General features: G+C 69.1%; 21 protein-coding genes and 1 pseudogene. 5 read left to right on the top strand and 17 right to left on the bottom strand.

What is annotated here, in order from left to right:
* Positions 1-360 precede the first annotated feature (360 nt).
* The 3 genes from QR77_RS31480 to QR77_RS31470 all read right to left on the bottom strand — a co-directional run bounded on the left by QR77_RS31480 (position 361) and on the right by QR77_RS31470 (position 2,835).
* Positions 361-975, bottom strand: a complete 615-nt coding sequence (locus tag QR77_RS31480) for a hemerythrin domain-containing protein (RefSeq protein ID WP_052489764.1) — start codon at positions 973-975, stop codon at positions 361-363.
* 32 nt (positions 976-1,007) lie between these two features.
* The gene (locus QR77_RS31475) at positions 1,008-1,877 is read right to left on the bottom strand and encodes an NAD(P)H-binding protein (RefSeq protein ID WP_040025439.1); all 870 of its coding nucleotides are present in this window, start codon (positions 1,875-1,877) and stop codon (positions 1,008-1,010) included.
* A 184-nt stretch (positions 1,878-2,061) separates the two neighbouring features.
* A complete protein-coding gene (locus QR77_RS31470) occupies positions 2,062-2,835 on the bottom strand; it encodes an SDR family oxidoreductase (protein WP_063798102.1) in 774 nt (257 codons plus the stop codon).
* A gap of 300 nt (positions 2,836-3,135) precedes the next feature.
* Between QR77_RS31470 and QR77_RS31465 the strand changes: the two genes are divergently transcribed.
* Positions 3,136-3,579: a MarR family transcriptional regulator gene (locus QR77_RS31465; RefSeq protein ID WP_040025438.1), complete on the top strand. Its 444-nt coding sequence runs from the start codon at positions 3,136-3,138 to the stop codon at positions 3,577-3,579.
* A 254-nt stretch (positions 3,580-3,833) separates the two neighbouring features.
* Positions 3,834-3,992 (top strand): annotated as a pseudogene (locus QR77_RS49350) (IS5/IS1182 family transposase); the annotation flags it as partial.
* Positions 3,993-4,376: 384 nt separating this feature from the next.
* Here QR77_RS49350 and QR77_RS31460 read toward each other — a convergent pair.
* A complete protein-coding gene (locus QR77_RS31460; protein WP_040025437.1) occupies positions 4,377-5,717 on the bottom strand; it encodes a TRAM domain-containing protein in 1,341 nt (446 codons plus the stop codon).
* A 113-nt stretch (positions 5,718-5,830) separates the two neighbouring features.
* On the bottom strand, positions 5,831-7,975 hold the full coding sequence (locus QR77_RS31455) for an APC family permease (RefSeq protein WP_052489170.1): 2,145 nt from the start codon (positions 7,973-7,975) through the stop codon (positions 5,831-5,833).
* 225 nt (positions 7,976-8,200) lie between these two features.
* Here QR77_RS31455 and QR77_RS31450 point away from each other — a divergent pair, with 225 nt between their 5' ends.
* Together QR77_RS31450 and QR77_RS31445 are read left to right on the top strand one after the other, a co-directional pair.
* Entirely contained in the window at positions 8,201-8,869 is a 669-nt protein-coding gene (locus QR77_RS31450; protein ID WP_040025436.1) for a TrkA family potassium uptake protein, read from the top strand.
* Positions 8,869-9,540, top strand: coding sequence for a TrkA family potassium uptake protein (locus QR77_RS31445; RefSeq protein ID WP_040025435.1), 672 nt, complete (start codon positions 8,869-8,871; stop codon positions 9,538-9,540). Before QR77_RS31450 ends, QR77_RS31445 begins: the two co-directional genes overlap by 1 nt.
* 118 nt (positions 9,541-9,658) lie before the next feature.
* Here QR77_RS31445 and QR77_RS31440 read toward each other — a convergent pair whose 3' ends face one another.
* The 12 genes from QR77_RS31440 to QR77_RS31385 form a co-directional block, all read right to left on the bottom strand.
* Positions 9,659-10,489, bottom strand: coding sequence for a DUF3159 domain-containing protein (locus QR77_RS31440; RefSeq protein ID WP_040025434.1), 831 nt, complete (start codon positions 10,487-10,489; stop codon positions 9,659-9,661).
* 3 nt (positions 10,490-10,492) lie between these two features.
* The gene (locus tag QR77_RS31435; protein WP_040028961.1) at positions 10,493-10,843 is read right to left on the bottom strand and encodes an OB-fold nucleic acid binding domain-containing protein; all 351 of its coding nucleotides are present in this window, start codon (positions 10,841-10,843) and stop codon (positions 10,493-10,495) included.
* Positions 10,844-10,947: 104 nt separating this feature from the next.
* Positions 10,948-11,637 carry a response regulator gene (locus QR77_RS31430; protein WP_040025433.1) on the bottom strand — a complete coding sequence of 230 codons (690 nt, stop codon included), beginning with the start codon at positions 11,635-11,637 and terminating at the stop codon, positions 10,948-10,950.
* A 25-nt stretch (positions 11,638-11,662) separates the two neighbouring features.
* Positions 11,663-14,206, bottom strand: a complete 2,544-nt coding sequence (locus QR77_RS31425; protein ID WP_040025432.1) for an ATP-binding protein — start codon at positions 14,204-14,206, stop codon at positions 11,663-11,665.
* Positions 14,207-14,424: 218 nt separating this feature from the next.
* Complete coding sequence (locus tag QR77_RS31420; protein WP_040025431.1) at positions 14,425-15,159, bottom strand: ABC transporter ATP-binding protein; 735 nt, start codon at positions 15,157-15,159, stop codon at positions 14,425-14,427.
* A 29-nt stretch (positions 15,160-15,188) separates the two neighbouring features.
* Positions 15,189-15,863 carry a potassium-transporting ATPase subunit C gene (locus QR77_RS31415; RefSeq protein WP_040025430.1) on the bottom strand — a complete coding sequence of 225 codons (675 nt, stop codon included), beginning with the start codon at positions 15,861-15,863 and terminating at the stop codon, positions 15,189-15,191.
* A gap of 14 nt (positions 15,864-15,877) precedes the next feature.
* Positions 15,878-17,989, bottom strand: a complete 2,112-nt coding sequence (kdpB, locus tag QR77_RS31410; RefSeq protein ID WP_040025429.1) for a potassium-transporting ATPase subunit KdpB — start codon at positions 17,987-17,989, stop codon at positions 15,878-15,880.
* Between the two features lie 26 nt (positions 17,990-18,015).
* Positions 18,016-19,680, bottom strand: coding sequence for a potassium-transporting ATPase subunit KdpA (kdpA, locus tag QR77_RS31405; protein WP_040028960.1), 1,665 nt, complete (start codon positions 19,678-19,680; stop codon positions 18,016-18,018).
* 3 nt (positions 19,681-19,683) lie between these two features.
* Entirely contained in the window at positions 19,684-19,773 is a 90-nt protein-coding gene (gene kdpF, locus QR77_RS42925) for a K(+)-transporting ATPase subunit F (protein ID WP_040025428.1), read from the bottom strand.
* 367 nt (positions 19,774-20,140) lie between these two features.
* Positions 20,141-20,935 carry a DUF3710 domain-containing protein gene (locus QR77_RS31395; RefSeq protein ID WP_040025427.1) on the bottom strand — a complete coding sequence of 265 codons (795 nt, stop codon included), beginning with the start codon at positions 20,933-20,935 and terminating at the stop codon, positions 20,141-20,143.
* A gap of 1 nt (position 20,936) precedes the next feature.
* Positions 20,937-21,458 carry a dUTP diphosphatase gene (gene dut, locus QR77_RS31390; RefSeq protein ID WP_040025426.1) on the bottom strand — a complete coding sequence of 174 codons (522 nt, stop codon included), beginning with the start codon at positions 21,456-21,458 and terminating at the stop codon, positions 20,937-20,939.
* Positions 21,455-22,075: a PaaI family thioesterase gene (locus tag QR77_RS31385; RefSeq protein ID WP_236710870.1), complete on the bottom strand. Its 621-nt coding sequence runs from the start codon at positions 22,073-22,075 to the stop codon at positions 21,455-21,457. Before QR77_RS31385 ends, dut begins: the two co-directional genes overlap by 4 nt.
* Before the next feature lie 58 nt (positions 22,076-22,133).
* Here QR77_RS31385 and QR77_RS31380 point away from each other — a divergent pair, with 58 nt between their 5' ends.
* Positions 22,134-22,616 (top strand): DUF3093 domain-containing protein, encoded by a 483-nt coding sequence (locus tag QR77_RS31380; RefSeq protein ID WP_040025425.1) that lies wholly within the window; start codon positions 22,134-22,136, stop codon positions 22,614-22,616.
* Positions 22,617-22,639 lie beyond the last annotated feature (23 nt).

Here is a 22,639-nt window from a genome sequence, read left to right as displayed (position 1 = left end):
GGTCAGCCTTGCCGTACGCCTTACGGCGTGCGGTTCGCGGGGTCGTGTCTCGTGTCGAGGCGGAGTCGAGGACCACACGCGACAGATCGAGCAACGCCTCGTCGGCCGCGTTCGCCGGCCCTGCTCTACGGCGGAGTGCACGAAGTCGGAGCCCGAGAGTCCCGCGGTGTCCCCGGAACCCCCCGCGAGCGCGGAGGCGTTCCGGTGACAAGGTCCATGGACGGACAGGGGGTGCGATACACGTACCTGTCAAGCCCCAGATCAGGCGCCCTTGGAGGCCGGTTCCGGGATCTCGACGCACTCCACATGGTGCGTCGCATACAACGTGTGCAACGAAAACAGGTCGGGCCGTGGGGCGGGTCAGCCGCGGATCTGGCTGGTTTCGCGCGTGAACTGGCGGTGGCCGATCAGCTTGTAGGCCACACGAGCGGGGGTCGGCAGGACCTTCATGAACCTTCTCCGTTCCGCGTCATCGGTTTCCTCGATGATGTGGCCGAGGATGACCAGCCGCCGCGTGAGGGGGATCGCGCTCATGCCGTGCTTGCCCAGTGCGTCCCATTCGCTCTGCGTCAGTGTGACGGACACGATCGGCAGTATGTCCTGCTCCTCCTCGGCCAGGTGCTCGATCAGTGTCGGCATCATGGCGTCGATGCGAGCGGCCATCCGCTCGCCTGCGGCGGCGTCCGCGCTCGCCGTCCACGCCGGCAACTCCGCGTCGACGGCCGTGACGGCGTCGTCCACCTGCGCGTGCTGCACATCCATCCGGTCCATCAGCTCCGGATCGAGGGCTGCTCGCTCACGCAGCAGCGGAAAGAGCAGTTCGTCCTCGCCGGTGTGGTGCGTGTGGAGGAATGTCAGCATCTCCCGGGCGTGCGCACCGATGGTCTCGGATCGCGCACGGTCACCGGCCGCGGCGCGAAACAACCGCGGAAGCTGACCGAACTCACGCCGGAGGACGCGATGGATCAGCACCATCTCATGAGTGTCGACGCCGGGTCCGGAAGCGCTCACCGTGACTCCTCGACGGCCGCGGCGTTCCGGATGGCTTCACGCGCCGTGATCGCCGGCCGCCCGAGGAGCTTGACCAGGTCCTCACTGTCGGTGAACAACTCTCCGCGGGCCAGCCCCGCATCGGCATCAGCCACTGCGGCGGCCATTTCCGGAGGCAGCCCGGCACCCGTCAAAGTCTCCGTGTAGTCGGCGACCGGCATGTCCCGGTAGGCGATGTGGGTGCCCAGGACATCGCTGAACGTCGCGGCGAGTTCGGTCAGCGTGAACGGCGTTCCGCCGAGTTCGTACGTCGCTCCGAGGTGTCCATCCTGCTTCAGCGCCGCTGCCGCTGCCGCCGCCAGGTCACGTCGGCCGGCCGCACTGACCCGCCCGTCATGCGCACTGCCCAGCAGCGCGTGGTACTGGGTGATCATCGGCATCTGGTCGGTGTAGTTCTCCAGATACCATCCGTTACGCAGGATGACGAACGGCGCCCCGCTGTCACGCAGGTAGTCCTCGGTGCGGCGATGCGCGTCCGCGAGCATCATCTGCGCGGTCGAGGCGTTGAGGATGCTGGTGTACACGATCCGGGAGACACCCGCCCGGCGCGCCGCGTCGATGGCGTTGCGGGCGTTCTCGAACCGCTCACCCACCGTCGTCGTGGAAACCAACACCATCGCATCGGCACCCGCGAAAGCCTCGTCGAGGTTGCCCGGGTCGGCGAAGTCCGCGCGCCGCACGGTGACCCCGTTCCCTGCGAGTTCGGCGAGCTTGCCGGTGTCCCGGCCGGTGGCCACGATCTGCTCCGGCGGCGTTCCGGCGGCGAGGAGCTGATCGACGATGAGCCGGCCGAGGTGACCTGAGGCTCCGGTGATGACAGTGGACATGGTATTTCCCTTCGACAAGTGTTCGGTGTAAGTGCATTACGGCGTGGATGCGTCACTGGCGCCGCGCGGTGAGTGGCCGACCCGCCGCGCCGGAGGGCATCCCACCTGCCGTACCGGCGGTCCGATACGACCGGCCTCGACGCTCAAAGCCCTGGCATCACGGCCAAGTGCGATGATTCGGTGGTCAGTTCCAGCCGCCGTCGGCTTCGATGGTGGTGCCGGTGATGAAGGACGCGTCCGGAGAGAGCAGAAACGCGACCACGGCGGCGATTTCGTCAGGCTGGGCCAACCGACCCAGTGCGCTCATGGAGCGGATGAGCGCGGGAAACGGCACATCGGCGAGTGCGGGGTGGACGTAGTTGTCGGCATAGTCGGCCATGCGCGTGGCGGTAGCACCTGGGGCGATCGCGTTGATGGCGATGTTCCGCTCGGCCAGCTCGGGAGCGAGATTGCGCACCATGGCCGGAATGGCGGCCTTGCTTGCCGCGTACAAGGCGTGCTGGCGGACCGCCAAGCGCACACTGACCGAGGAGCTGAGCACAATCCGGCCGCCGTCGGTCATCGCGGCTACCGCGGCCTGGGTGACGAACATCTGCCCGGCCACGTTTGTCCGAAAGAGGCGGTCGAAGTCGACCTCAGTGATGGTTTCCAGCGTTCCGAAGTGCTCGACCCCGGCATTGCTGACCAGCAGGTCCAGGCCACCGAACTCGGACACCACCGCGCCGACGAGCTCGTGGGTCTGCGCTCTGTCACTGATATCGGCCGGGAAGGCCGACGCGGCACACCCGCTGTCTCGGAGTTCGCCGACGAGCGCCTCGGCCGCCTCTTGATCGGATCGATAGTTGACCGCGACCGCGGCCCCCTGGGCGGCGAGCCGCCGCACGATCGCGGCGCCGATTCCGCCGCTGCCTCCGGTGACCAGGACCCGCTTGCCTGCCAGGCTTGATGCCGATGCCATCGCGCTACCTGCGTTCTCTCTGTGCTCGCCGGATGTGAACAGCCCTCGGGGCCCCCGCCCTCCTCTTCAGCGGGTCCCCTCTTTTAGTCAGGAACATTGACTACTGTAGTCATATGGCGGAACTAACGGCAACAGCAACCGGCCTGAGATCGGCGAGGGGCGGCCGGCGCGTGCGAAACGCGGCGAGCACGGAACCGCACACGCGCCACCGCGGCCGGGGCCGACGGGGATCCGGCCCGGCGGCACTCACGTAGGCTGTGAACCTTGTGGGATCAGGCGGGAGACAGGGCCAAGAGCGCTATGGACGACGAGCAGCGGGTTGACCTAGGGGTGTCGTTGTTCATCCCGTACCGATACACCGAGGACCGGATGTTCCGGGCCCTGCAGGATGCCGGGTTCGACGACTGGACCCTCGCCCAATGTCGGGTGTTCCAACGCGTCGCCCCGGACGGTTCACGCCTCACGGACCTCGCTGACCAGGCACAAATGAGCAAGCAGAGCGCAGGCGCGATGGTCGACCAACTGGAACGCCTGGGTTATGTCCGCCGGGTCCCCGACCCTACGGACGGCCGCGCCCGGCTGATCGTGATCGAGGAACGCGGCAGGCGGGCGGTCGAGGTGGCCTCGGCGACACTCGCCGAGATCCTCTCGGAGTGGAAGACCTACCTGGGTACCCGCAACTTCACGCTGTTGCACCAGATCCTGGATCAACTCCGCGAGATCACCGACCCCTACGCGCAGTGAGCCCGGCCGCACCGAGCCGTCCGCCCCGTTTCCCGTTCACACCGAACCACAGGGGCGCCGACAGGCTTCGACTCCGCCCGACATAGTCAGCTCCATTGACTATATTCGTCAATGCCTCTGATGATTGACCCGGTGGTGGATGGGTCGGACCCGTCGTCGCACGGCCCGCCGCCGACATCTACACCGTGTCCGCAGCCATCGGCCTGACCGCTGTCATCGCCGCGGCCGACGCCGACGGCCGGCGCGACCGGAGCCTGGTGGGCATCGACTCGACCTCGTGCAGGGCACACCAGCACGCGGCCGGGCCCGGAAGAAGGGCCCGACGATCCGCCGAAAAGGGGGCCGCGGAACAGCGCCGGCTCAACGAAGGCCTCGGGCGCTCACGCGCAGGACGGACCAGCAAGATCCACCTGCCTGCGAGGGCGGTCGCCGCCCCCTTGCCCTGCTCGTCACGCCGGGACACCGATACGTTCTCCTCGGAGCCATCGCCGCAGTTCAGGTAGGTCGTACGCTTTTCCGGCGTGCAGTTTGCGGGGCTTGTAGTGCCGGCCGTTCTCGGGCTCGGACCTGTAAGTTCGCCCCCCTTTTTGGCGCGCACGTGAGCGGAGTCAAGAACGAGGGCCGGCCTCGCTCAAGATCCGGACCACTCCCGGGCCGGCTCCTACGCCTCGGCAAGGCCGCTTGGCGGTGCAAAATTCCAAGCGATCTTGCGCCGGGGACCATGGCGTCGCCTATCCCGACCAGGATCCCGCCGCACCTGACGCACCATCAGAACGAGCGTCAAGGTACCTCTGAGGTCAGGCGCCCTTCGAGGCCGGTTCCAGGATCGCCACGCACTCCACGTGGTGGGTCATCGGGAACAGGTCGAAGGCGCGCAGTGTGCGGGGCTTGTAGCCCGCCTCACGGAAGTACGCCAGGTCGCGGGCCAGGGCCGCCGGGTCGCAGGCCACGTAGGCGATGCGGCGGGCGCCCAGGGTTGAGATGTGCTTGACGACGCCCTTGCCCGCTCCCGCGCGCGGCGGGTCCAGGACGATCAGGTCCGTCGACGTGATGTGCGTGCGCGGCAGTACCTGGTCGACCTTGCCCTGTTCGATACGGACCCGGGGCAGGTCCTGGAGGTTGTGCCGCGCGTCCTCGACCGAGCGCTTGCCGGACTCGATGCCGAGTACGGCGCCCGCCTCGCCCACGCGTTCCGCGATCGCGCCCGCGAACAGGCCCACTCCGCAGTACAGATCGAGCGCGGTGTCGCCCTTACGGGGCATCAGGCCCTGCATCACGGCCTCGACCAGTATCTGCGGGGCCTGCGGGTGCACCTGCCAGAAGCCGCCCATGCCGACGCGGTACGTGCGGCCGTCGGCCCGCTCGCGGACGAACGCGCGGCCGTGCACGCGGTGCACTCCCCCGTCGTGCTCCTCGACCCGCAGGACGGAGACCGGCTTGTCCAGTTCGACCAGCGGGAGCCGGCCGCCCGGCCTCGGCGCGAGGATCACCTGGCGGTCGTTCGAGCCCGATGAGGCGATCGCCTCGACCGTGGCGATCGCCGGCCACTCGCGCTGCTCCACGCCCAGTTCGCTGACGCCCTCGGCGGCGATCATGCAGTGGTCGACCGGCTCGATGTCGTGCGAGCGGTGCTTGCGCAGTCCCGCGCGCCCCTTCTCGTCGACGGCGTACTGGACGCGCGAGCGCCAGGCCGGCACCTCGCCCGCCGGCAGCTTGTCGCCGGGAGCGGGGATGACCGTACCGTCCCAGCCCGCCTCCTCCGGCGTGAGGCCGGCGAGCCGCTTGAGCTGCTCGGTGATGACGTCGCCCTTGAGGCGCCGCTGCGCGCCGGGCTTGGCGTGCTGCCAGTCGCAGCCGCCGCACCGGCCGGGGCCGGCGTACGGGCAGGGTGCGTCGACCCGTTCCTTGGACGCCTCCAGGACCTTCACCGCGTCGGCACGGAGGTAGCGGGAGTCCTCCTCGCCCTCCGTCACCCGGGCGATGATCTTCTCGCCGGGCAGCGCGTGCCGTACGAAGAGCACCCGGCCGCCGTCGGTACGGGCGATGCAGTGGCCGCCGTGCGCGACCGGGCCGACCTCGACCTCGTACTCCTCCCCGACCAGCGAAGCCTGCTCTGAAGGCTGGGGTTGCGTTGACATGAGGGGGTGGCTCCAAAGATCAAAGGGTGCGGCGGGACAACAGCCGACCAGTCTACGTGCGTGCGCGCCGACCGGTCACCAAGCACCCTGCCGCCGCCTCGGGCCCACGTCCCTCAGTCCTTGCGCGTCGGCTCCTTGGGCGGCGTCATCTGCTTGGGCGTGGTGTCGACGGTCCCTACGTCGGGCGGCACGCCGGGCGCCTTCGGCATGGAGTCCTTGCGCGCCGGTTCTTTCGGCCGCGAGTCGACAGGACCCCGCCTGACCGCCCCGGGCGCCGTCCACTCGGCGCGCTTCTTGATGCGCTTCTTCGCCAGCTCGGAGGATTCGAGCTGGTACGGCACCGAGGTCACCATCACACCGGGTGTGAACAGCAGCCGTCCCTTGAGCCGCAGCGCGCTCTGGTTGTGCAGCAGGTGTTCGAACCAGCGCCCCACGACGTACTCGGGGATGTAGATGCTGACCGCGTCGCGCGGGTTCTCGGTGCGCAGGCCCTTCACGTACTCGATGACGGGCCGGGTGATCTCGCGGTACGGGGAGTCGAGGATCTTCAGCGGTACGTTGATGCCGCGCCGCTCCCACTCGTCCCGCAGCGCCTTCGTCTCCACCGGGTCGACGCTGATGCTGAGCGCCTCCAGGGTGTCGGAGCGCATCAGCTTGGCGTATCCCAGCGCCCGCAGCGTGGGCTTGTGGACCTTCGAGACCAGCACGATGGAGTGCACCCGGGAGGGCCTGACGTCGTCCTCGGACGGCCCCTCGGACACGGCGATCTCCTCGGCCACCCGGTCGTAGTGCCTGCGGATCGCCGTCATCGTCCCGTAGAAGATCACCATGCCGAGCAGCGCGACCCAGGCGCCGTGGGTGAACTTCGTCGCCAGCACGATGACCAGCACCAGACCGGTGAAGAAGGCCCCGAAGGTGTTGATCGCGCGGGAGCGGATCATACGGCGGCGCTTGGCGGCGTCCCGTTCGGTCCGCAGGTGGCGGTTCCAGTGCCGGACCATGCCGGTCTGGCTGAGCGTGAAGGAGACGAAGACACCGACGATGTAGAGCTGGATCAGCCGCGTCGAGTCGGCCCCGTAGATCACGATCAGCAGCATGGCGGCGCCCGCCAGCAGCACGATGCCGTTGGAGAACGCGAGCCGGTCGCCGCGGGTGTGGAGCTGGCGCGGCAGGTAGCGGTCCTGCGCGAGGATCGAGCCGAGCAGCGGGAACCCGTTGTACGCGGTGTTGGCGGCGAGGAACAGGACGAGCGCCGTGGCCGCTGCGAGGACCACGAAGAGGAACGTGCCCTGGCCGAAGACGGCGGCGGCGACCTGGGAGATCACCGGGTCCTGGACGAAGCTGTTGCCGACGGGCACGCCGTTACGGAGCAGGTCGCTGCCGGGGAACTCCGCCATCCGTACGTGCGTGGTCATGGCCAGCACGATGATGCCGCAGAACATCGTGACGGCGAGGCCGCCCATCAGGGCCAGCGTCGTCGCCGCGTTCTTGCTCTTCGGCTTCTGGAAGGCGGGCACACCGTTGCTGATGGCCTCGACGCCCGTGAGCGCCGCGCAGCCGGAGGAGAAGGCGCGCAGCAGCAGGAAGACCATGGCGAAGCCGGACAGGCCGCTGTTCTCCGCCCTGATGTGCAGGCCGGAGGTGGGCGCGTTCATGCTGTCGCCGAGCACCAGGCCGCGGAAGGCGCCCCAGATGATCATGAGGAACACGCCACCGACGAAGACATAGGTCGGGATCGCGAAGAGCTTGCCCGACTCCTTCATGCCTCTGAGGTTCATGAGGGTCAGCAGCACGATGATCACCACGGCACAGATGACCTTGTGCTCGACGACGAAGGGGATCGCCGAGCCGAGGTTCTCCACCCCGGAGGCGATCGACACGGCCACGGTCAGGACGTAGTCGACGAGCAGCGCGCTGGCGACGGTGAGGCCCGCCTTGGGCCCGAGGTTGGTGGTGGCGACCTCGTAGTCGCCGCCGCCGCTGGGATACGCGTGGACGTTCTGGCGGTACGAGGCGACGACCGTGAACATCAGGACGACGACGGCCAGCGCGATCCAGGGACTGAAGTGGTAGGCCGACACACCCGCGACGGACAGGACCAGGAGGACTTCTCCCGGCGCGTATGCCACCGAGGACAGCGGGTCGGAGGCGAAAACGGGCAGGGCGATGCGTTTGGGGAGGAGCGTCTCCCCGAGTTTGTCGCTTCGCAGGGCCCGCCCGATCAGGATCCGTTTGGGCACGTCGGTCAGTTTGGACACGCAGAGGATCGTATGCGTTCCTACCCCGCGCTGTGCAGCCCCCACCCCTCCCGGCTTCCGTCCACGGGCGGACACGGATGCGGGCAAGGCGACCGTTGCCGCATAAGCTCGACCTCGGGGTAGGCCGGAAAAGGTTGTCCCGTTGTTGCCAGTCCCGTCGAAAAGAAAGAGTGAACAGGGTGTTTGCGCAGGTCAGCGACGCGACCAGGACTGCGGGGTAGGGCCGTGCACATCGTCATCATGGGGTGCGGCCGGGTAGGTGCCGCACTGGCCCAGACCCTGGAGCAGCAGGGGCACACCGTGGCCGTCATCGACCAGGACCCGACGGCCTTCCGCCGCCTGGGCGCCGGCTTCGGCGGCCGGCGCGTGAGCGGGGTCGGCTTCGACCAGGACACCCTGCGTGAGGCGGGGATCGAGGAGGCCGGCGCCTTCGCCGCCGTCAGCAGCGGTGACAACTCGAACATCATCGCGGCCCGGGTGGCCCGCGAGATGTTCGGCATCGACAACGTCGCCGCCCGCATCTACGACCCGCGTCGCGCCGAGGTCTACCAGCGCCTCGGCATCCCGACCGTGGCCACGGTCCGCTGGACCGCCGATCAGATGCTGCGCAGACTGCTGCCGTCCGGGGCCGAGCCGCTGTGGCGCGATCCGAGCGGCGGCGTACAGCTCGCCGAGGTGCACACCGCCCCGAGCTGGGTCGGTCAGCGGATCAGCACCCTCCAGGAGGAGACAGGCGTCCGGGTCGCCTTCCTCACCAGGCTGGGCGAGGCGATGCTGCCGACGTCGCAGACGGTGTTGCAGGAGGGCGATCTCGTGCACGTGATGATGCGTACCGACGAAATCGAGAAGGTCGAGGCGTCCTTCGCCGAGGGCCCGGACGGAGGCGGGAACTGATGCGCATCGCGATCGCCGGGGCAGGCGCGGTGGGACGGTCCATCGCGGGTGAACTGCTGGAGAACGGGCATGAGGTGCTGCTCGTCGACAAGGCGCCGACCGCCATCTCGGTGGAGCGGGTCCCGATGGCGGAGTGGCTGCTCGCCGACGCCTGTGAGATCACGTCGCTGGACGAGGCGGCGCTGCAGCGCTGCAACGTGGTCATCGCAGCGACGGGCGACGACAAGGTGAATCTGGTCGTCTCGCTGCTGGCGAAGACGGAGTACGGCGTGCCGCGCGTGGTGGCCCGGGTCAACAACCCGAAGAACGAGTGGCTGTTCAACGAGTCCTGGGGCGTCGACGTCGCCGTCTCCACACCGCGGCTGATGTCGGCGCTGGTCGAGGAGGCGGTGAGTGTCGGCGATCTCGTACGGCTGCTGCGTTTCAGCCACGGCGACGCGAACCTGGTCGAGCTGACGCTGCCGCCGGAGTCGGCGGTGACGGGCAGCCTGGTCGGCGACATGACCTGGCCCGAGGACACCTCGCTGGTCACGATCATCCGCGGTACGCGCGTACTGACGCCGAACCCGGAGGAGACGCTGGAGGCGGGCGACGAGCTGCTGTTCGTGGCCGCGCAGGCCCGCGAGGAGCAGTTGGAGGACCTGCTGTCGGTCCGCCGCGTGGAGAGCTGAGCGGCTGGTTCCGTACGGCGTACGCGCCCGTAGAGCGTACGAAGGGCCCCGCACCGGGAGGTGCGGGGCCCTTCGTACGCCGGAAGCCGGAAGCGGAAGCCGGAGAGCGCGGCAGGCGCTACGCCTCGCGGCGGTGGCTGCGGGGTGCCGCCGGGGTCTCCCCGGCCGCCAGGGAGGCGGCAGCGGCGGCCTTGCGCTCCTTCTCGGCCTGCTCCTCGGCCTCCATCTCGGCGAACACGTCGATGGGCGCGGGCGCCTTCGCCAGGAAGACCCAGGTCAGGTAGACGGCCAGCAGGAACGGCGGGATCTTGAGCGCGATCAGGATCCAGCCGAGCGAGGTGGTGTCGCCCCACTCGTAGAGCGGGAAGAGGATCGCGCACTTGGCGAGCAGGATCAGGCCCCAGGCCCAGCTCGACTTGGCGTACGCCTTCTTGCGGCCCGGGTTACGGGTGCGCCAGGAGAGGTTCTCCTTGAACACCGGGCCGAGGATCACGCCCATCAGCGGCACTCCGGCGAGCGTCGTGATGACGTACGCGAGCCCGAGCCCCAGCGTGTAGAGCATGCCGGGCAGATAGAAGTCCTTGGCGTTGCCGGTGATCATCGCGAAGACGACACCGAAGGCCACCCCGAAGACACCGCTGAAGGCGTGCTTGACGGTGTCGCGCCGGGCCAGCCGGACCACCAGCAGCACCAGCGACACGGCGACGGCCGCGATCGCCGAGTACTTCAGGTCCTTGTTGATGGTGAAGATCGTGACGAAGAGCAGGCCGGGGAGGACGGTCTCCACCATGCCGCGCACGCCGCCGAAGGCCTCGAAGAGCGCGGCCTCCGTGACGGTCTTCGCGTCGCCGTCCTGCTTCGCCCCGCCGTCCGGCTGTTCCCCGGGGGCGGGCGGTACGGCTGGGTCGGTCGATGCGTTCGAGGCGGCGGGCTTGTCGAGTGACGTCACCGGCTACTCCTGTCCGAGCGGTCGGAGTTCGTATTTGGGATTGAACAGCACCCGCCGGCCGTGGCTCAGGGAGATCCGGCCGGAGGCGATCAGCTTGCGGCCCGGTTCTATGCCCACGATGGAGCGCCGGCCCAGCCACACCACGTCCAGCGGCGCGGTGCCGTCGAACAGCTCCGCCTCCAGTGCGGGCACTCCGGCCCGCGGACGCAAGGTGACCGTCCGCAACGTACCAGTCACCCGGACCACCTGGCGGTCGTCGCACTCGGAGATCCGGGTGCACCCCGATGCCTGGGTGGCTTCCCGCAGCTCCTCGGACTCCAGATCCTCCTGGGAGCTGGACAGCCGGTCGAGCATCCGGCGGAAGCGGCCGGTCGGCTTCTCAGCACTCATACCTAGAGCCTACCGGGGTACGGAGGCCCGGGATCCACGCCTCCACCGACACTCACGCCACTCTCGCATCAGCGTTCGAAGCGGTAACCCATGCCCGGCTCGGTGACGAAGTGCCTGGGGTGCGAGGGATCGGTCTCCAGCTTGCGCCGCAACTGGGCCATGTAGACCCGCAGGTAGTTGGTCTCCGTGCCGTACGAGGGCCCCCAGACCTCCTGGAGGAGCTGTTTCTGGCTGACCAGCCGTCCCGTGTTGCGTACAAGCACCTCCAGCAGGTGCCACTCGGTCGGGGTGAGCCGTACGTCCCTGCCGTCCCGGTGGACCTTCTTCGCCGCCAGGTCGACCGTGAACCCCTCGGTCTCCACGACGGCCACGGTGTCGTCGCCGTCCCCGCCGAGGGGTTCGGCGCGCCGGACCGCCGCGCGCAGCCGGGCCAGCAGCTCGTCCATGCCGAAGGGCTTGGTGACGTAGTCGTCGGCCCCGGCGTCCAGCGCCTCCACCTTCTCGTCGGAGGTGTGGCGGGCGGAGAGCACCAGGATCGGGACCCGGGTCCAGCCCCTGAGGCCCCTGATCACCTCGACCCCGTCCATGTCGGGCAGGCCGAGGTCGAGCACGACGACATCGGGGTGGCGTGCGGCGGCCAGCTCCAGCGCCGAGGCGCCGTCGGACGCGGCGTCCACCTCGTACTTGCGCGCCTTCAGGTTGATCACGAGGGCGCGTACGATCTGCGGCTCGTCGTCGACCACGAGCACCCGGGTCATCTGTCCTGCCTTTCTGCTGTCCCGGTCATGAGGTGAACCGGGCGGATAGTTCGGGGCGGGCCGGCAGGTGTCCGGGCGCCGCGGCGAGGGTGAGAACCATGGTCATGCCGCCGCCCGGGGTGTCCTCGGCCGTGAGTGTGCCGCCCATCGACTCGGCGAAGCCCCTGGCGACAGCGAGGCCGAGGCCGACCCCCGCTCCGCGCGGCGCGTCGCCGTGGCGCTGGAAGGGCTCGAAGATGCGGTCCTTGGCCTCGTCGGGGACGCCGGGACCGCCGTCCACCACCCGTACCTCGACCCGGGCGCCGAGCGCGCTCGCCGCGACGGTGACGCGCTGTCCCTCGGGGCTGTACTTGACGGCGTTCTCGACGATGTTGGCGACCGCGCGCTCCAGCAGCCCCGGGTCGACGGCGACCATCGGCAGCGATTCGGGGATGTCGAGGTCCACGCTGTCCTCCGGTACGCCCCCGAGCGCCATCGGGACCACCTCGTCGAGGTCGATCTCGCGGATCAGCGGGGTGACGGTGCCGGTCTGGAGCCGGGACATGTCGAGGAGGTTGCCGACCAGGTGGTCGAGGCGGTCGGCGCCCTGCTCGATGCCTTCGAGCAGTTCGGCCTGATCCTCGTCGGACCACTCGACGTCGTCGGAGCGGAGCGAGGAGACCGCCGCCTTGATGCCGGCCAGGGGGGTGCGCAGGTCGTGGCTGACAGCCGCGAGCAGCGCCGTACGGATGCGGTTGCCCTCGGCCAGCTCGCGGGCCTGCGACGCCTCCCCCACCAGGCGTTCCCGGTCGAGTACGACGGCGGCCTGCGCGGCGAAGGCGGCGAGCACCCGGCGGTCCTCGGCCGGCAGCATACGGCCGGAGAGAGCGAGCGCCATGTGGTCGCCGACCGGCATGTCCACATCGGCGTCCTCGGGGCGGCTGACGGGCTGGGGCCCCACGCTGCCCGCGCAGGTCCAGGGATCAACGTCGCTCATACGTTCGAGCAGAGCGACGGATTCCATGGCGAAGGTCTCCCGTACGCGTTCCAGCAGCGCGTCCAGCGTGGTCTCGCCGCGCAGCACGCTGCCGGCGAGGAAGGAGAGGATCTCGGATTCGGCTCTGAGTCTCGCCGCCTGATGGGTGCGCCGGGCCGCGAGGTCCACCACCGAGGCCACCGAGACGGCGACCGCCACGAAGACGATCAGGGCGACGAGGTTTCTGGGCTCGGCGATGTCCAGCGTGTGGGTCGGCGGGGTCAGGTAGTAGTTCAGCAGCAGCGAACTGATCGCGGCCGAGGCGAGCGCCGGGAGCAGCCCGCCGAGCAGCGCCGCGAGCACGGTCAGGAAGAGGAACAGCAGGACGTCGTTGGCCAGCCCCAGGGTGTCGCTCAGCGAGGTCAGCAGCAGCGTGAGCAGGACAGGGGCGACGGCGCCCGCCACCCAGCCCCAGATGATCCGCGGCCGGCCGAGGCGCGCCCCGCGCGTGACGGGCAGCCCGCGCCCCTTGGCCACCTCGTCGTGCGTGACGATGTGGACGTCCAGGTCGGGTCTCGACTCCCGGGCCACCGTGGCGCCGACGCCGGGACCGAAGATGTACTGCCAGGCCTTGCGGCGGCTGGAGCCGAGCACGATCTGCGTGGCGTTGACACCGCGCGCGAATTCGAGCAGCGCACCGGGGACGTCGTCCCCTATGACGTGGTGGAACGTGCCGCCGAGGTCCTCGACCAGCGTGCGCTGGACCGTCAGCTCCTTCGGCGAGGCGGAGGTGAGTCCGTCGCTGCGCGCGATGTAGACGGCGAGGATCTCGCTGCCGGAGCCCTTGGCCGCGACGCGGGCGGCGCGGCGGATGAGCGTACTTCCCTCGGGGCCGCCGGTGAGGCCGACCACGATGCGTTCGCGGGCCTGCCAGGTGGAGCGGATGTTGTGCTCGCCCCGGTACTGCTGGAGGTACTCGTCGACGCGGTCGGCCACCCAGAGCAGCGCCAGCTCACGCAGCGCCGTCAGGTTCCCGGGGCGGAAGTAGTTGGAGAGCGCCGCGTCCATCTTCTCGGGCGTGTAGATGTTGCCGTGCGCCATGCGCCGGCGGAGCGCCTGCGGTGACATGTCGATCAGCTCGATCTGGTCGGCACGGCGCACGACCTCGTCGGGGACCGTCTCCTGCTGCCGTACGCCCGTAATCGACTCGACGACGTCACCCAGCGACTCCAGGTGTTGGATGTTGAGGTTGGACACCACGTTGATGCCGGCCTGGAGCAGCTCTTCGATGTCCTGCCAGCGCTTGGTGTTGCGGGAGCCCGGGACGTTGGTGTGGGCGAGTTCGTCGACGAGCGCGACGGTCGGACGCCGTTCGAGGACGGCGTCTATGTCCATCTCGGTGAAGACGGTCCCCCGGTACTCGATCTCGCGGCGGCGGACCTCTTCGAGGCCGTGCAGCATGACCTCGGTCCGTGGCCGGTTGTGGTGTTCGACGAAGGCGACGACACAGTCGGTGCCGCGTTCGACGCGGCGATGTGCCTCGGAGAGCATCGCGTATGTCTTGCCGACGCCCGGTGCCGCGCCCAGATAGATCCGAAGCTTGCCGCGTCCCATGGCTCCATTGTCTTCCCTGTGGAGCCATGACGTCCGGCGCCACCGCTCACGTCGAAGCTACAGCGGACGGTTAGGACAAATGGGGCACAGGGTGGGCCTGGCGTGCGTCTTGACGCGATTCTGATGTCGGCCCGATGGGCTGACCGGGCGTTGTCGGGGCTTGCTGTCCGGCGGGTCGTCCGGGCCGGGCCGGTGTGACCGAGCGTGCGCGGACGTACTCAGGTGTGCTCGACGAGATTGCCGTCGCCCAGTTCGAGCACCCGGTCGGCCAGGCCGAGGAGCTGCGGGTCATGGGTCGCCACGAGCGCGGTCACACCCTCGCTCCGTACGACGGCCCGCAGCAGTTCCATCACGGCGAGGCCGGTCTCGGCGTCGAGCTGGCCGGTGGGCTCGTCCGCGATCAGCAGGGCGGGGCTGTTGGCGAGGGCGCGGGCGATGGCGACGCGCTGCTGCTGGCCGCCGGAGAGTTCACCGGGGCGCTGGGCCGCGTGGTCGCCGAGGCCGACCAGGGCAAGGAGCAGCGCGACGCGCTCCTCGCGTTCGCGCGGGGCCGCCCTGCGCAGCCGCAGCGGGACGCCGACGTTCTCGGCGGCGCTCAGGATGGGGATGAGGCCGAAGGACTGGAAGACGAAGCCGACCCGGTCGCGGCGCAGCGCGAGCAGTCCGTCCTCGCCGAGGGTGGACAGCTCGGTGCCGTCGACGGTGATCCGCCCGGCGTCCGGGGTGTCGAGGCCGCCGACCAGGTTGAGCAGCGTGGTCTTGCCGGAGCCCGACCTGCCCTTGAGCGCGACGAGTTCGCCGCGTCCGACGGTGAAGGAGACGCCGCGCAGGGCGTGGACGGCCGAGGCACCGGAGCCGTACGAGCGGTGCAGGTCCTCCACCACCACCATGGGGCCGCTGTCCGGCGCCTCGATGACGGCTGCCGCTGAGCGGGGGCCGGTGCTGTCGGTCATGGGCGCCAGTATGCGCGGCTCCCGGGGGGTCAGCCCTGGACGAGCTGCCTGAGGGCGATGTTGAGCTTCAGTACGTTGACCTGCGGCTCACCCATGAAGCCGAGGGTCCGTCCGACGGTGTTCTGCTCGACGAGCCTGTCCACCTGAGCGACGGTCAGGTGGTTCTTCTCTGCGACCCGGTGCACCTGGAGATCGGCGTACGCCGGAGAGATCGCCGGGTCGAGACCGGAGCCCGACGAGGTGACGGCGTCGGCGGGGACCGCCGACGGCTTGACCTTGTAGTCGGGCGTCGAGTTGTCCTTGACGACGGCGGCCTTGGCGTCCTTCACCATCTTGACCAGGTCGGGGTTGTCGCCCGCGAGGTTGGTCGCCCCGGACACCAGCAGGTTGTACTGGGTGTTGACGCCGTTGGTGATGTTGCTGCCCAGGCCGTTGGAGGGACGCGGCTGGAACCACTTGAGGTCGGGCGCCGGGGTCTCCTGGCCCTTCTTCAGCGGCAGGTTGTAGGTCTGTCCGATGAGTGAGGACCCGACGACCTTGCCGGACTCCTTGATCTCGGAGCCGTTCGCCTTGTTGTGGAAGAGTCCCTGGCCGATGCCGGTGATCGCCAGCGGGTAGATCACCCCGCAGACGATGCTGAGGATCAGGAGGGCGCGCAGCGAGGCCCAGAGCAGTCGCGCTGTGCTGCCTGCCGAGTTGTTCATTGGTGTCATGCCGTTCACCCGATGCCGGGGATGAGGGAGATGATCAGGTCGATGATCTTGATGCCGATGAACGGGGCGATCAGCCCGCCGAGGCCGTAGATCCCCAGGTTTCTGCGGAGCATCTTGTCGGCGCTCGTCGGCCGGTAGCGCACGCCCCGCAGGGCGAGCGGCACCAGCGCGATGATGATCAGCGCGTTGAAGATGACCGCCGAGAGGATCGCGGACTCCGGCGACGACAGGTCCATGATGTTGAGCTTGTCGAGACCCGGATAGACCACGGCGAACATCGCGGGGATGATCGCGAAGTACTTCGCGACATCGTTGGCGATCGAGAAGGTCGTCAGCGCGCCGCGCGTGATCAGCAACTGCTTGCCGATCTCGACGATCTCGATGAGCTTCGTCGGGTTGGAGTCCAGGTCCACCATGTTCCCGGCCTCCTTGGCGGCCGAGGTACCGGTGTTCATGGCCACGCCGACATCGGCCTGGGCGAGGGCGGGGGCGTCGTTCGTACCGTCGCCGGTCATCGCGACGAGCTTGCCGCCCGCCTGCTCCCGCTTGATCAGGGCCATCTTGTCCTCGGGCGTGGCCTCGGCGAGGAAGTCGTCCACGCCTGCCTCGTCCGCGATGGCCCGCGCGGTCAGCGGGTTGTCACCCGTGATCATGACGGTCTTGATGCCCATGCGGCGCAGCTCGTCGAATCGCTCGCGCATGCCTTCCTTGACGACGTCCTTGAGGTGGATGACACCGAGGACGCGTGCTCCGCGCCCGTCCTCCAGAGCGACCAGCAGCGGGGTGCCGCCGGCCTCCGAGATGGAGTCGGTGAGCCTGCGGGCCTCCTGGGCGACCGCCCCGCCGCGTTCCTCGACCCACGCGATGACGGAGCCGCTCGCGCCCTTGCGTACCTTGCGTACGGCGCCGTTCTCGGTGAGGTCGACGCCGGACATCCGGGTCTGGGCCGTGAAGGCCACCCACTCGGCGCCGGTCAGCTCGCCCTGGCTGCGCTCGCGCAGCCCGTACCGCTCCTTGGCCAGTACGACGACCGAGCGGCCCTCGGGTGTCTCGTCGGCCAGCGACGAGAGCTGCGCCGCGTCGGCGAGTTCGCTCTCGCCCACGCCGGGCACCGCGACGAACTCGGCCGCCTGGCGGTTGCCGAGGGTGATGGTGCCGGTCTTGTCGAGCAGCAGCGTCGAGACGTCGCCCGCCGCTTCGACGGCCCGTCCGGACATCGCCAGCACATTGCGCTGGACGAGCCGGTCCATGCCGGCGATACCGATCGCGGAGAGCAGCGCTCCGATGGTGGTCGGGATCAGACAGACCAGGAGGGCGACCAGCACGATCACCGACTGCTCGGAGTGCGCGTAGTCGGCGAACGGCTGGAGGGTGACGACCGCGAGCAGGAAGACGATGGTGAGGGACGCGAGAAGGATGTTCAGCGCGATCTCGTTGGGCGTCTTCTGCCGGGCCGCACCCTCGACCAGCTTGATCATCCGGTCGATGAAGGTCTCGCCGGGCTTCGTCGTGATCTTGATGACGACGCGGTCGGAGAGGACCTTCGTACCGCCGGTGACCGCCGAGCGGTCGCCGCCGGACTCACGGATGACCGGCGCCGACTCGCCGGTGATGGCCGACTCGTCGACGGATGCCACGCCCTCGACGACATCGCCGTCACCGGGGATGACGTCGCCGGCCTCGCAGACGACATGGTCGCCGATGCGCAGCTCGGTACCGGGCACCTGCTCCTCGGCCGATCCGTTGAGCCGCCGGGCGACGGTGTCGGTCTTGGCCTTGCGCAGGGTGTCGGCCTGCGCCTTGCCGCGCCCTTCGGCGACGGCCTCAGCCAGGTTGGCGAAGACCGTGGTCAGCCACAGCCAGGCCGCGATGGCCCAGCCGAACCAGTCGCCCGGGTCCTTGATCGCGAAGGCCGTGGTCAGTACGGATCCGATCAGGACCACGAACATCACGGGCGACTTGACCATGACCCGGGGGTCGAGCTTCCTTATGGCGTCCGGGAAGGATGTGAGGAGCTGCTTGGGATCGAAGAGACCCCCGCCGACCCGTCCGCCCGGGGCGTTGTGGCCCGTGGGTACGTCCTGATGCGGCGCACGGGTCGGATTGACATTGGACATCGAGTCCTCTTGCTTGTGACGAGAGCTCATGACGCCAGCCCTTCGGCGAGCGGCCCCAGCGCCAGCGCGGGGAAGTAGGTCAGAGCTGTGACGATGATGATCGTGCCGACGAGCAGTCCGGCGAAGAGCGGCTTGTGCGTACGCAGGGTGCCGACCGACTCGGGGACGGGTTTCTGTTCGGCCAGTGAACCGGCCAGGGCCAGCACGAACACCATGGGCAGGAACCGGCCGAGCAGCATCGCGAGCCCGATCGTGGTGTTGTACCACTCGGTGTTCGCGCTGAGCCCGGCGAAGGCCGAACCGTTGTTGTTCGCCCCCGAGGTGAACGCGTAGAGGACCTCGGAGAAGCCGTGTGCGCCCGGGTTGAGGATGGAGTTGGGCGGGGTCGGCAGCGCCATGGACACGGCGGTGAAGCAGAGCGCCAGCGCCGGGGTGATGAGGATGTAGATCGCCGCGAACTTGATCTCGCGGGTGCCGATCTTCTTGCCCAGGTACTCGGGCGTCCTGCCGACCATCAGACCGGCGATGAAGACGGTGATGATCGCCATGATGAGGATGCCGTAGAGGCCGGAGCCGACACCGCCGGGCGCGAGTTCGCCGAGCTGCATGCCCAGCATGGTGATACCGCCGCCCAGACCGGTGAACGAGGAGTGGAACGAGTTGACGGCACCGGTCGAGGTGAGGGTGGTGGCGACCGCGAAGATCGACGAACCACCGACCCCGAAGCGGGTCTCCTTGCCCTCCAGCGCGCCGCCGGCGAGCTGGAACGCCGGACCGTGGTGGTTGAACTCGGTCCACATCATCAGCGCGGTGAAGCCGATGTAGATGGTGGCCATCGTGGCGAGGAGCGCGTAGCCCTGCTTGACGCTGCCGACCATCTTCCCGAAGGTGCGGGTCATCGCCACCGGGATGATCAGGATGAGGAAGATCTCCCAGAGGTTCGACAGGGGCGTCGGGTTCTCGAAGGGGTGGGCGGAGTTGGCGTTGAAGTAACCGCCGCCGTTGGTGCCCAGCTCCTTGATGGCTTCCTGGGAGGCGACAGCGCCGCCGTTCCACTGCTGCGAGCCGCCGAAGAACTGGCCGACCTCGTGGATCCCGGAGAAGTTCTGGATCGCGCCGCAGGCGACCAGCACGATCGCGCCGATGACGGCGATGGGCAGCAGGATCCGGATGGTGCCGCGCACCAGGTCCGACCAGAAGTTGCCCAGCTCACCGGTGCGGGAGCGGGCGATGCCGCGTACCAGCGCCACGGCGACGGCCATACCGACGGCGGCCGAGACGAAGTTCTGGACGGCGAGGCCGCCGGTCTGGACGACATGGCCCATGGCCTGCTCGCCCGAGTACGACTGCCAGTTGGTGTTGGAGACGAACGACGCGGCCGTGTTGAAGGCCTGGTCGGGGGTGATGGAGGAGAAGCCGAGCGAGCCCGGCAGGCCTCCCTGGACGCGCTGCATCAGGTACAGGAACAGGACGCTCACCAGGGAGAAGGCGAGGACCCCGCGCAGATAGGCGGGCCAGCGCATCTCGGTGCCGGGATTGGCGCCGATGACCTTGTAGATCCACTTCTCGATCCGCAGATGCTTCTTCGAGGAATAGACCCCGGCCATGTAGTCACCGACCGGGCGGTAGACCAGACCCAGCGCCACGAACAGCGCAAGCAACTGGAGCACACCGGCGAGTACGGGGCTCATCACTCAGAACCTCTCCGGGAACACGAGGGCGAGGACGAGATAGACGAGCAGGGCGACGGCCACGACCAGGCCGATGATGTTCTCCGCCGTCACAGCTTCGTCACCCCCCTGGCGACGAGTGCCACCAACGCGAACACCGCGATCGTGGTGAGGACGAAGGCCACGTCGGCCATCGTGTGCTCCTAGATGAGATGAGATGGGAAGTCTGACCCCTTGAGGAAACCCCCTGATCCGAGCGGTCAGGCTTGCGTTGACGCGACCCTTACGGCCGGACGGTCCGGCTTTACGGACTCCATATGTCGCAGGCCGTGACCAGCGGAAACGCTAATGGGCCGCACCCCGTTAACGGAGTACGACCCACCTGGCCGGACGGCTGATTCAGTTCGATCAGCCGTTCACCTCTGCCACCTCGGCTGTTCCGGCTTCCTCTCGGTTGTCCTTCGACTGTCCCTGAGCTGTCTCAGCGCACCTCAGTGATCTCGGGACCGCGCTGGAGCGAGCCCATGCCGCCGGAGAAGCGTGAACCTTCCTGCTCCTCCTGCTGGACGCCCTCGGGCACCATCTGGGCGTCGTCGGGCAGCTTGAGGACGATCGGGTCGCGGGGAGCCATCGGCCCGTCGCCGCGTACGACCACGGTGTCCTGGAAGACCTGCTCCAGCAGCCCGGCGGCCTCGGGCTGTACCGCGCCCTGGCCGGAGATCACGCCGCGCAGGAACCAGCGCGGTCCGTCGACCCCGATGAAGCGCACGAGCTGTACGCCTCCGGTGCCGTCGGGAAGCTGTACGGGGACCTGGGCGCGCAGCTCCCAGCCCAGCGGGCCCTCGACCTCGTCGATGATGCCGCCCTGCTGGGTGATGCCGGAGGCGATCTCCTCACGGACCTCGCCCCAGATGCCCTCCTTCTTGGGCGCGGCGAAGGCCTGGAGCTGTACGGCGCTGTCGCGCAGGACGACCGTGGCGGCGACGATCGCGTCGCCGGCGACCTCGACGCGCAACTCCATCCCCTCGACCCCGGGGACGAAGATCCCGCCGAGGTCAACCCTGCCTTCGCCCGGCTTGGAGACCTCGGAGAGGTCCCACGGGCCGTCGGGCCTGGGAGCCGGCGGAAGGTTCACCCGGCGGGCTTCGTCCGCCGTGTCCGCCTGGTTGTCGACGGCCTCGGCGTCAACGCCGGCGTCGTCTGCGAACTGCTCGGCCTCGCCCGCTACATCCGCGGTGTCCTCCGCGGAACTACTGTTCTTGCGACGTCCGAACACGTCAACGTCCTTCCCGGTCGGATACGACCGATGCGTATCGATTCCCACCCTGTGCGCCGTCCACGGAGGCATGACCGCCGGTGGACCCGAAGCCCCCTTCGGCCCGCGCAGAGCCTGGAAGCTCCGCCACCTCGTGGAAGCGCACCTTCTCGACCTGCTGGACGACCAATTGGGCGATCCGGTCGAACCGTTCGAATCGCACGCTCTCACGCGGATCCAGGTTGACCACGATCACCTTGATCTCTCCACGGTACCCGGCATCCACGGTCCCCGGGGCATTCACCAGGGCGACACCACAGCGTGCGGCGAGCCCCGAGCGCGGGTGCACGAAGGCCGCGTACCCGTCGGGCAGCGCGATGGACACCCCCGTGGGCAGTACGGCCCGCTCGCCGGGGGCGAGCACGGCGGCTTCGGTCGTGACCAGATCGGCGCCCGCGTCCCCGGGGTGCGCGTACGCGGGCAGCGGCACCTCGGGGTCGGTCCTGCGGATCAGCACATCGACGGGTACGCGGGCTGAGCTCATGGGTTCACCTCAAAGGCGCGGGCGCGCCTGACCTGGTCGGGGTCGGCCATCGCGGCCTGGATCTCGTCCTTGCGGCCGTTGTCGACGAAGTGGTCGACCTTGACCTCGACGAACAGGGCCTCGGCCCGGAGCGCCACGGGCCCCTCGGGGCCTTCGAGCCTGCCGGTCGCCCTGCAGTAGATCTTCCGTCCGTGGACGGCGACGGCCTCGGCCGTCAGGTACAGGGTCGCTCCCACGGGTACGGGCCGCACGAAGTCGGTCTGTAGCCGGCCGGTCACAGCGATCACCCGCAGCAGCCAGCTCAGCGAGCCGAGCGTCTCGTCGAGCGCGGAGGTCAGCACCCCGCCGTGCGCGAGGCCGGGAGCGCCCTGGTGGGCGGCGCCGACCGTGAACTCGGCGGTGATGGTGACACCCTCACCGGCGCGGAGCCGCAGATGCAGCCCGTGCGGCTGTGCCTCGCCGCAGCCGAAACAGTGTTCGTAGTGCGGGCCGAGCAGCTCGCCGGGTGCGGGGGCTTCGGGATGCCGTACGGGCGCCACGGCGCCGGCCGGAGGCAGCAGCGCGGACGAACCGGCCGGGGGGCCGGCGGACGTTCCCGGGGATGGCACGTTACTCACACGCGCAGACCTTACCCGCGCGGCCGGGCGCCGTACGCACCATGCCAAGCTTGGGCGCATGGAGCCTTCCGCCGCACCTTCCGCCACACCCGCCGTCGCGCACTACGACGAACGTCTGACAGCGCCCCGCGCCTGGTGGGGCATCGCCGGTCTCATCGGTGTCGCCGGAGCGCTGATCCTGCTGCCCCTCGGGCCCCTGCCGCTCCTCGGCGGCCTGATCGGCGCCGGTGCGATCGCCTCGGCCGGGGTCAGCTCGTACGGCTCCGTCCGGGTCCGGGTGGTGGGCGGTCTGCTGGTGGCGGGCGACGCGAAGATCCCGGTGTCGGCGCTCGGTGACGCCGAGGTGCTGGACGCCGAGGAGGCGCGGGCCTGGCGGCTGCACAAGGCCGACCCCCGCGCCTTCATGCTGCTGCGCAGCTACATCCCGACGGCGCTGCGCGTGAAGGTCACCGACCCGGACGACCCGACGCCGTACCTCTACCTGTCGACCCGCTTCCCGAAGGAGCTCGCCGAGACGCTCGAAGCCGTACGGGCGTCCTGACGGCCGGGTCCCGGCCCGGCCGG

The organism is Streptomyces sp. 150FB (assembly GCF_000818195.1).
GTDB lineage: Bacteria > Actinomycetota > Actinomycetes > Streptomycetales > Streptomycetaceae > Streptomyces.
This window is presented reverse-complemented; position numbering and strand designations above follow the sequence as displayed.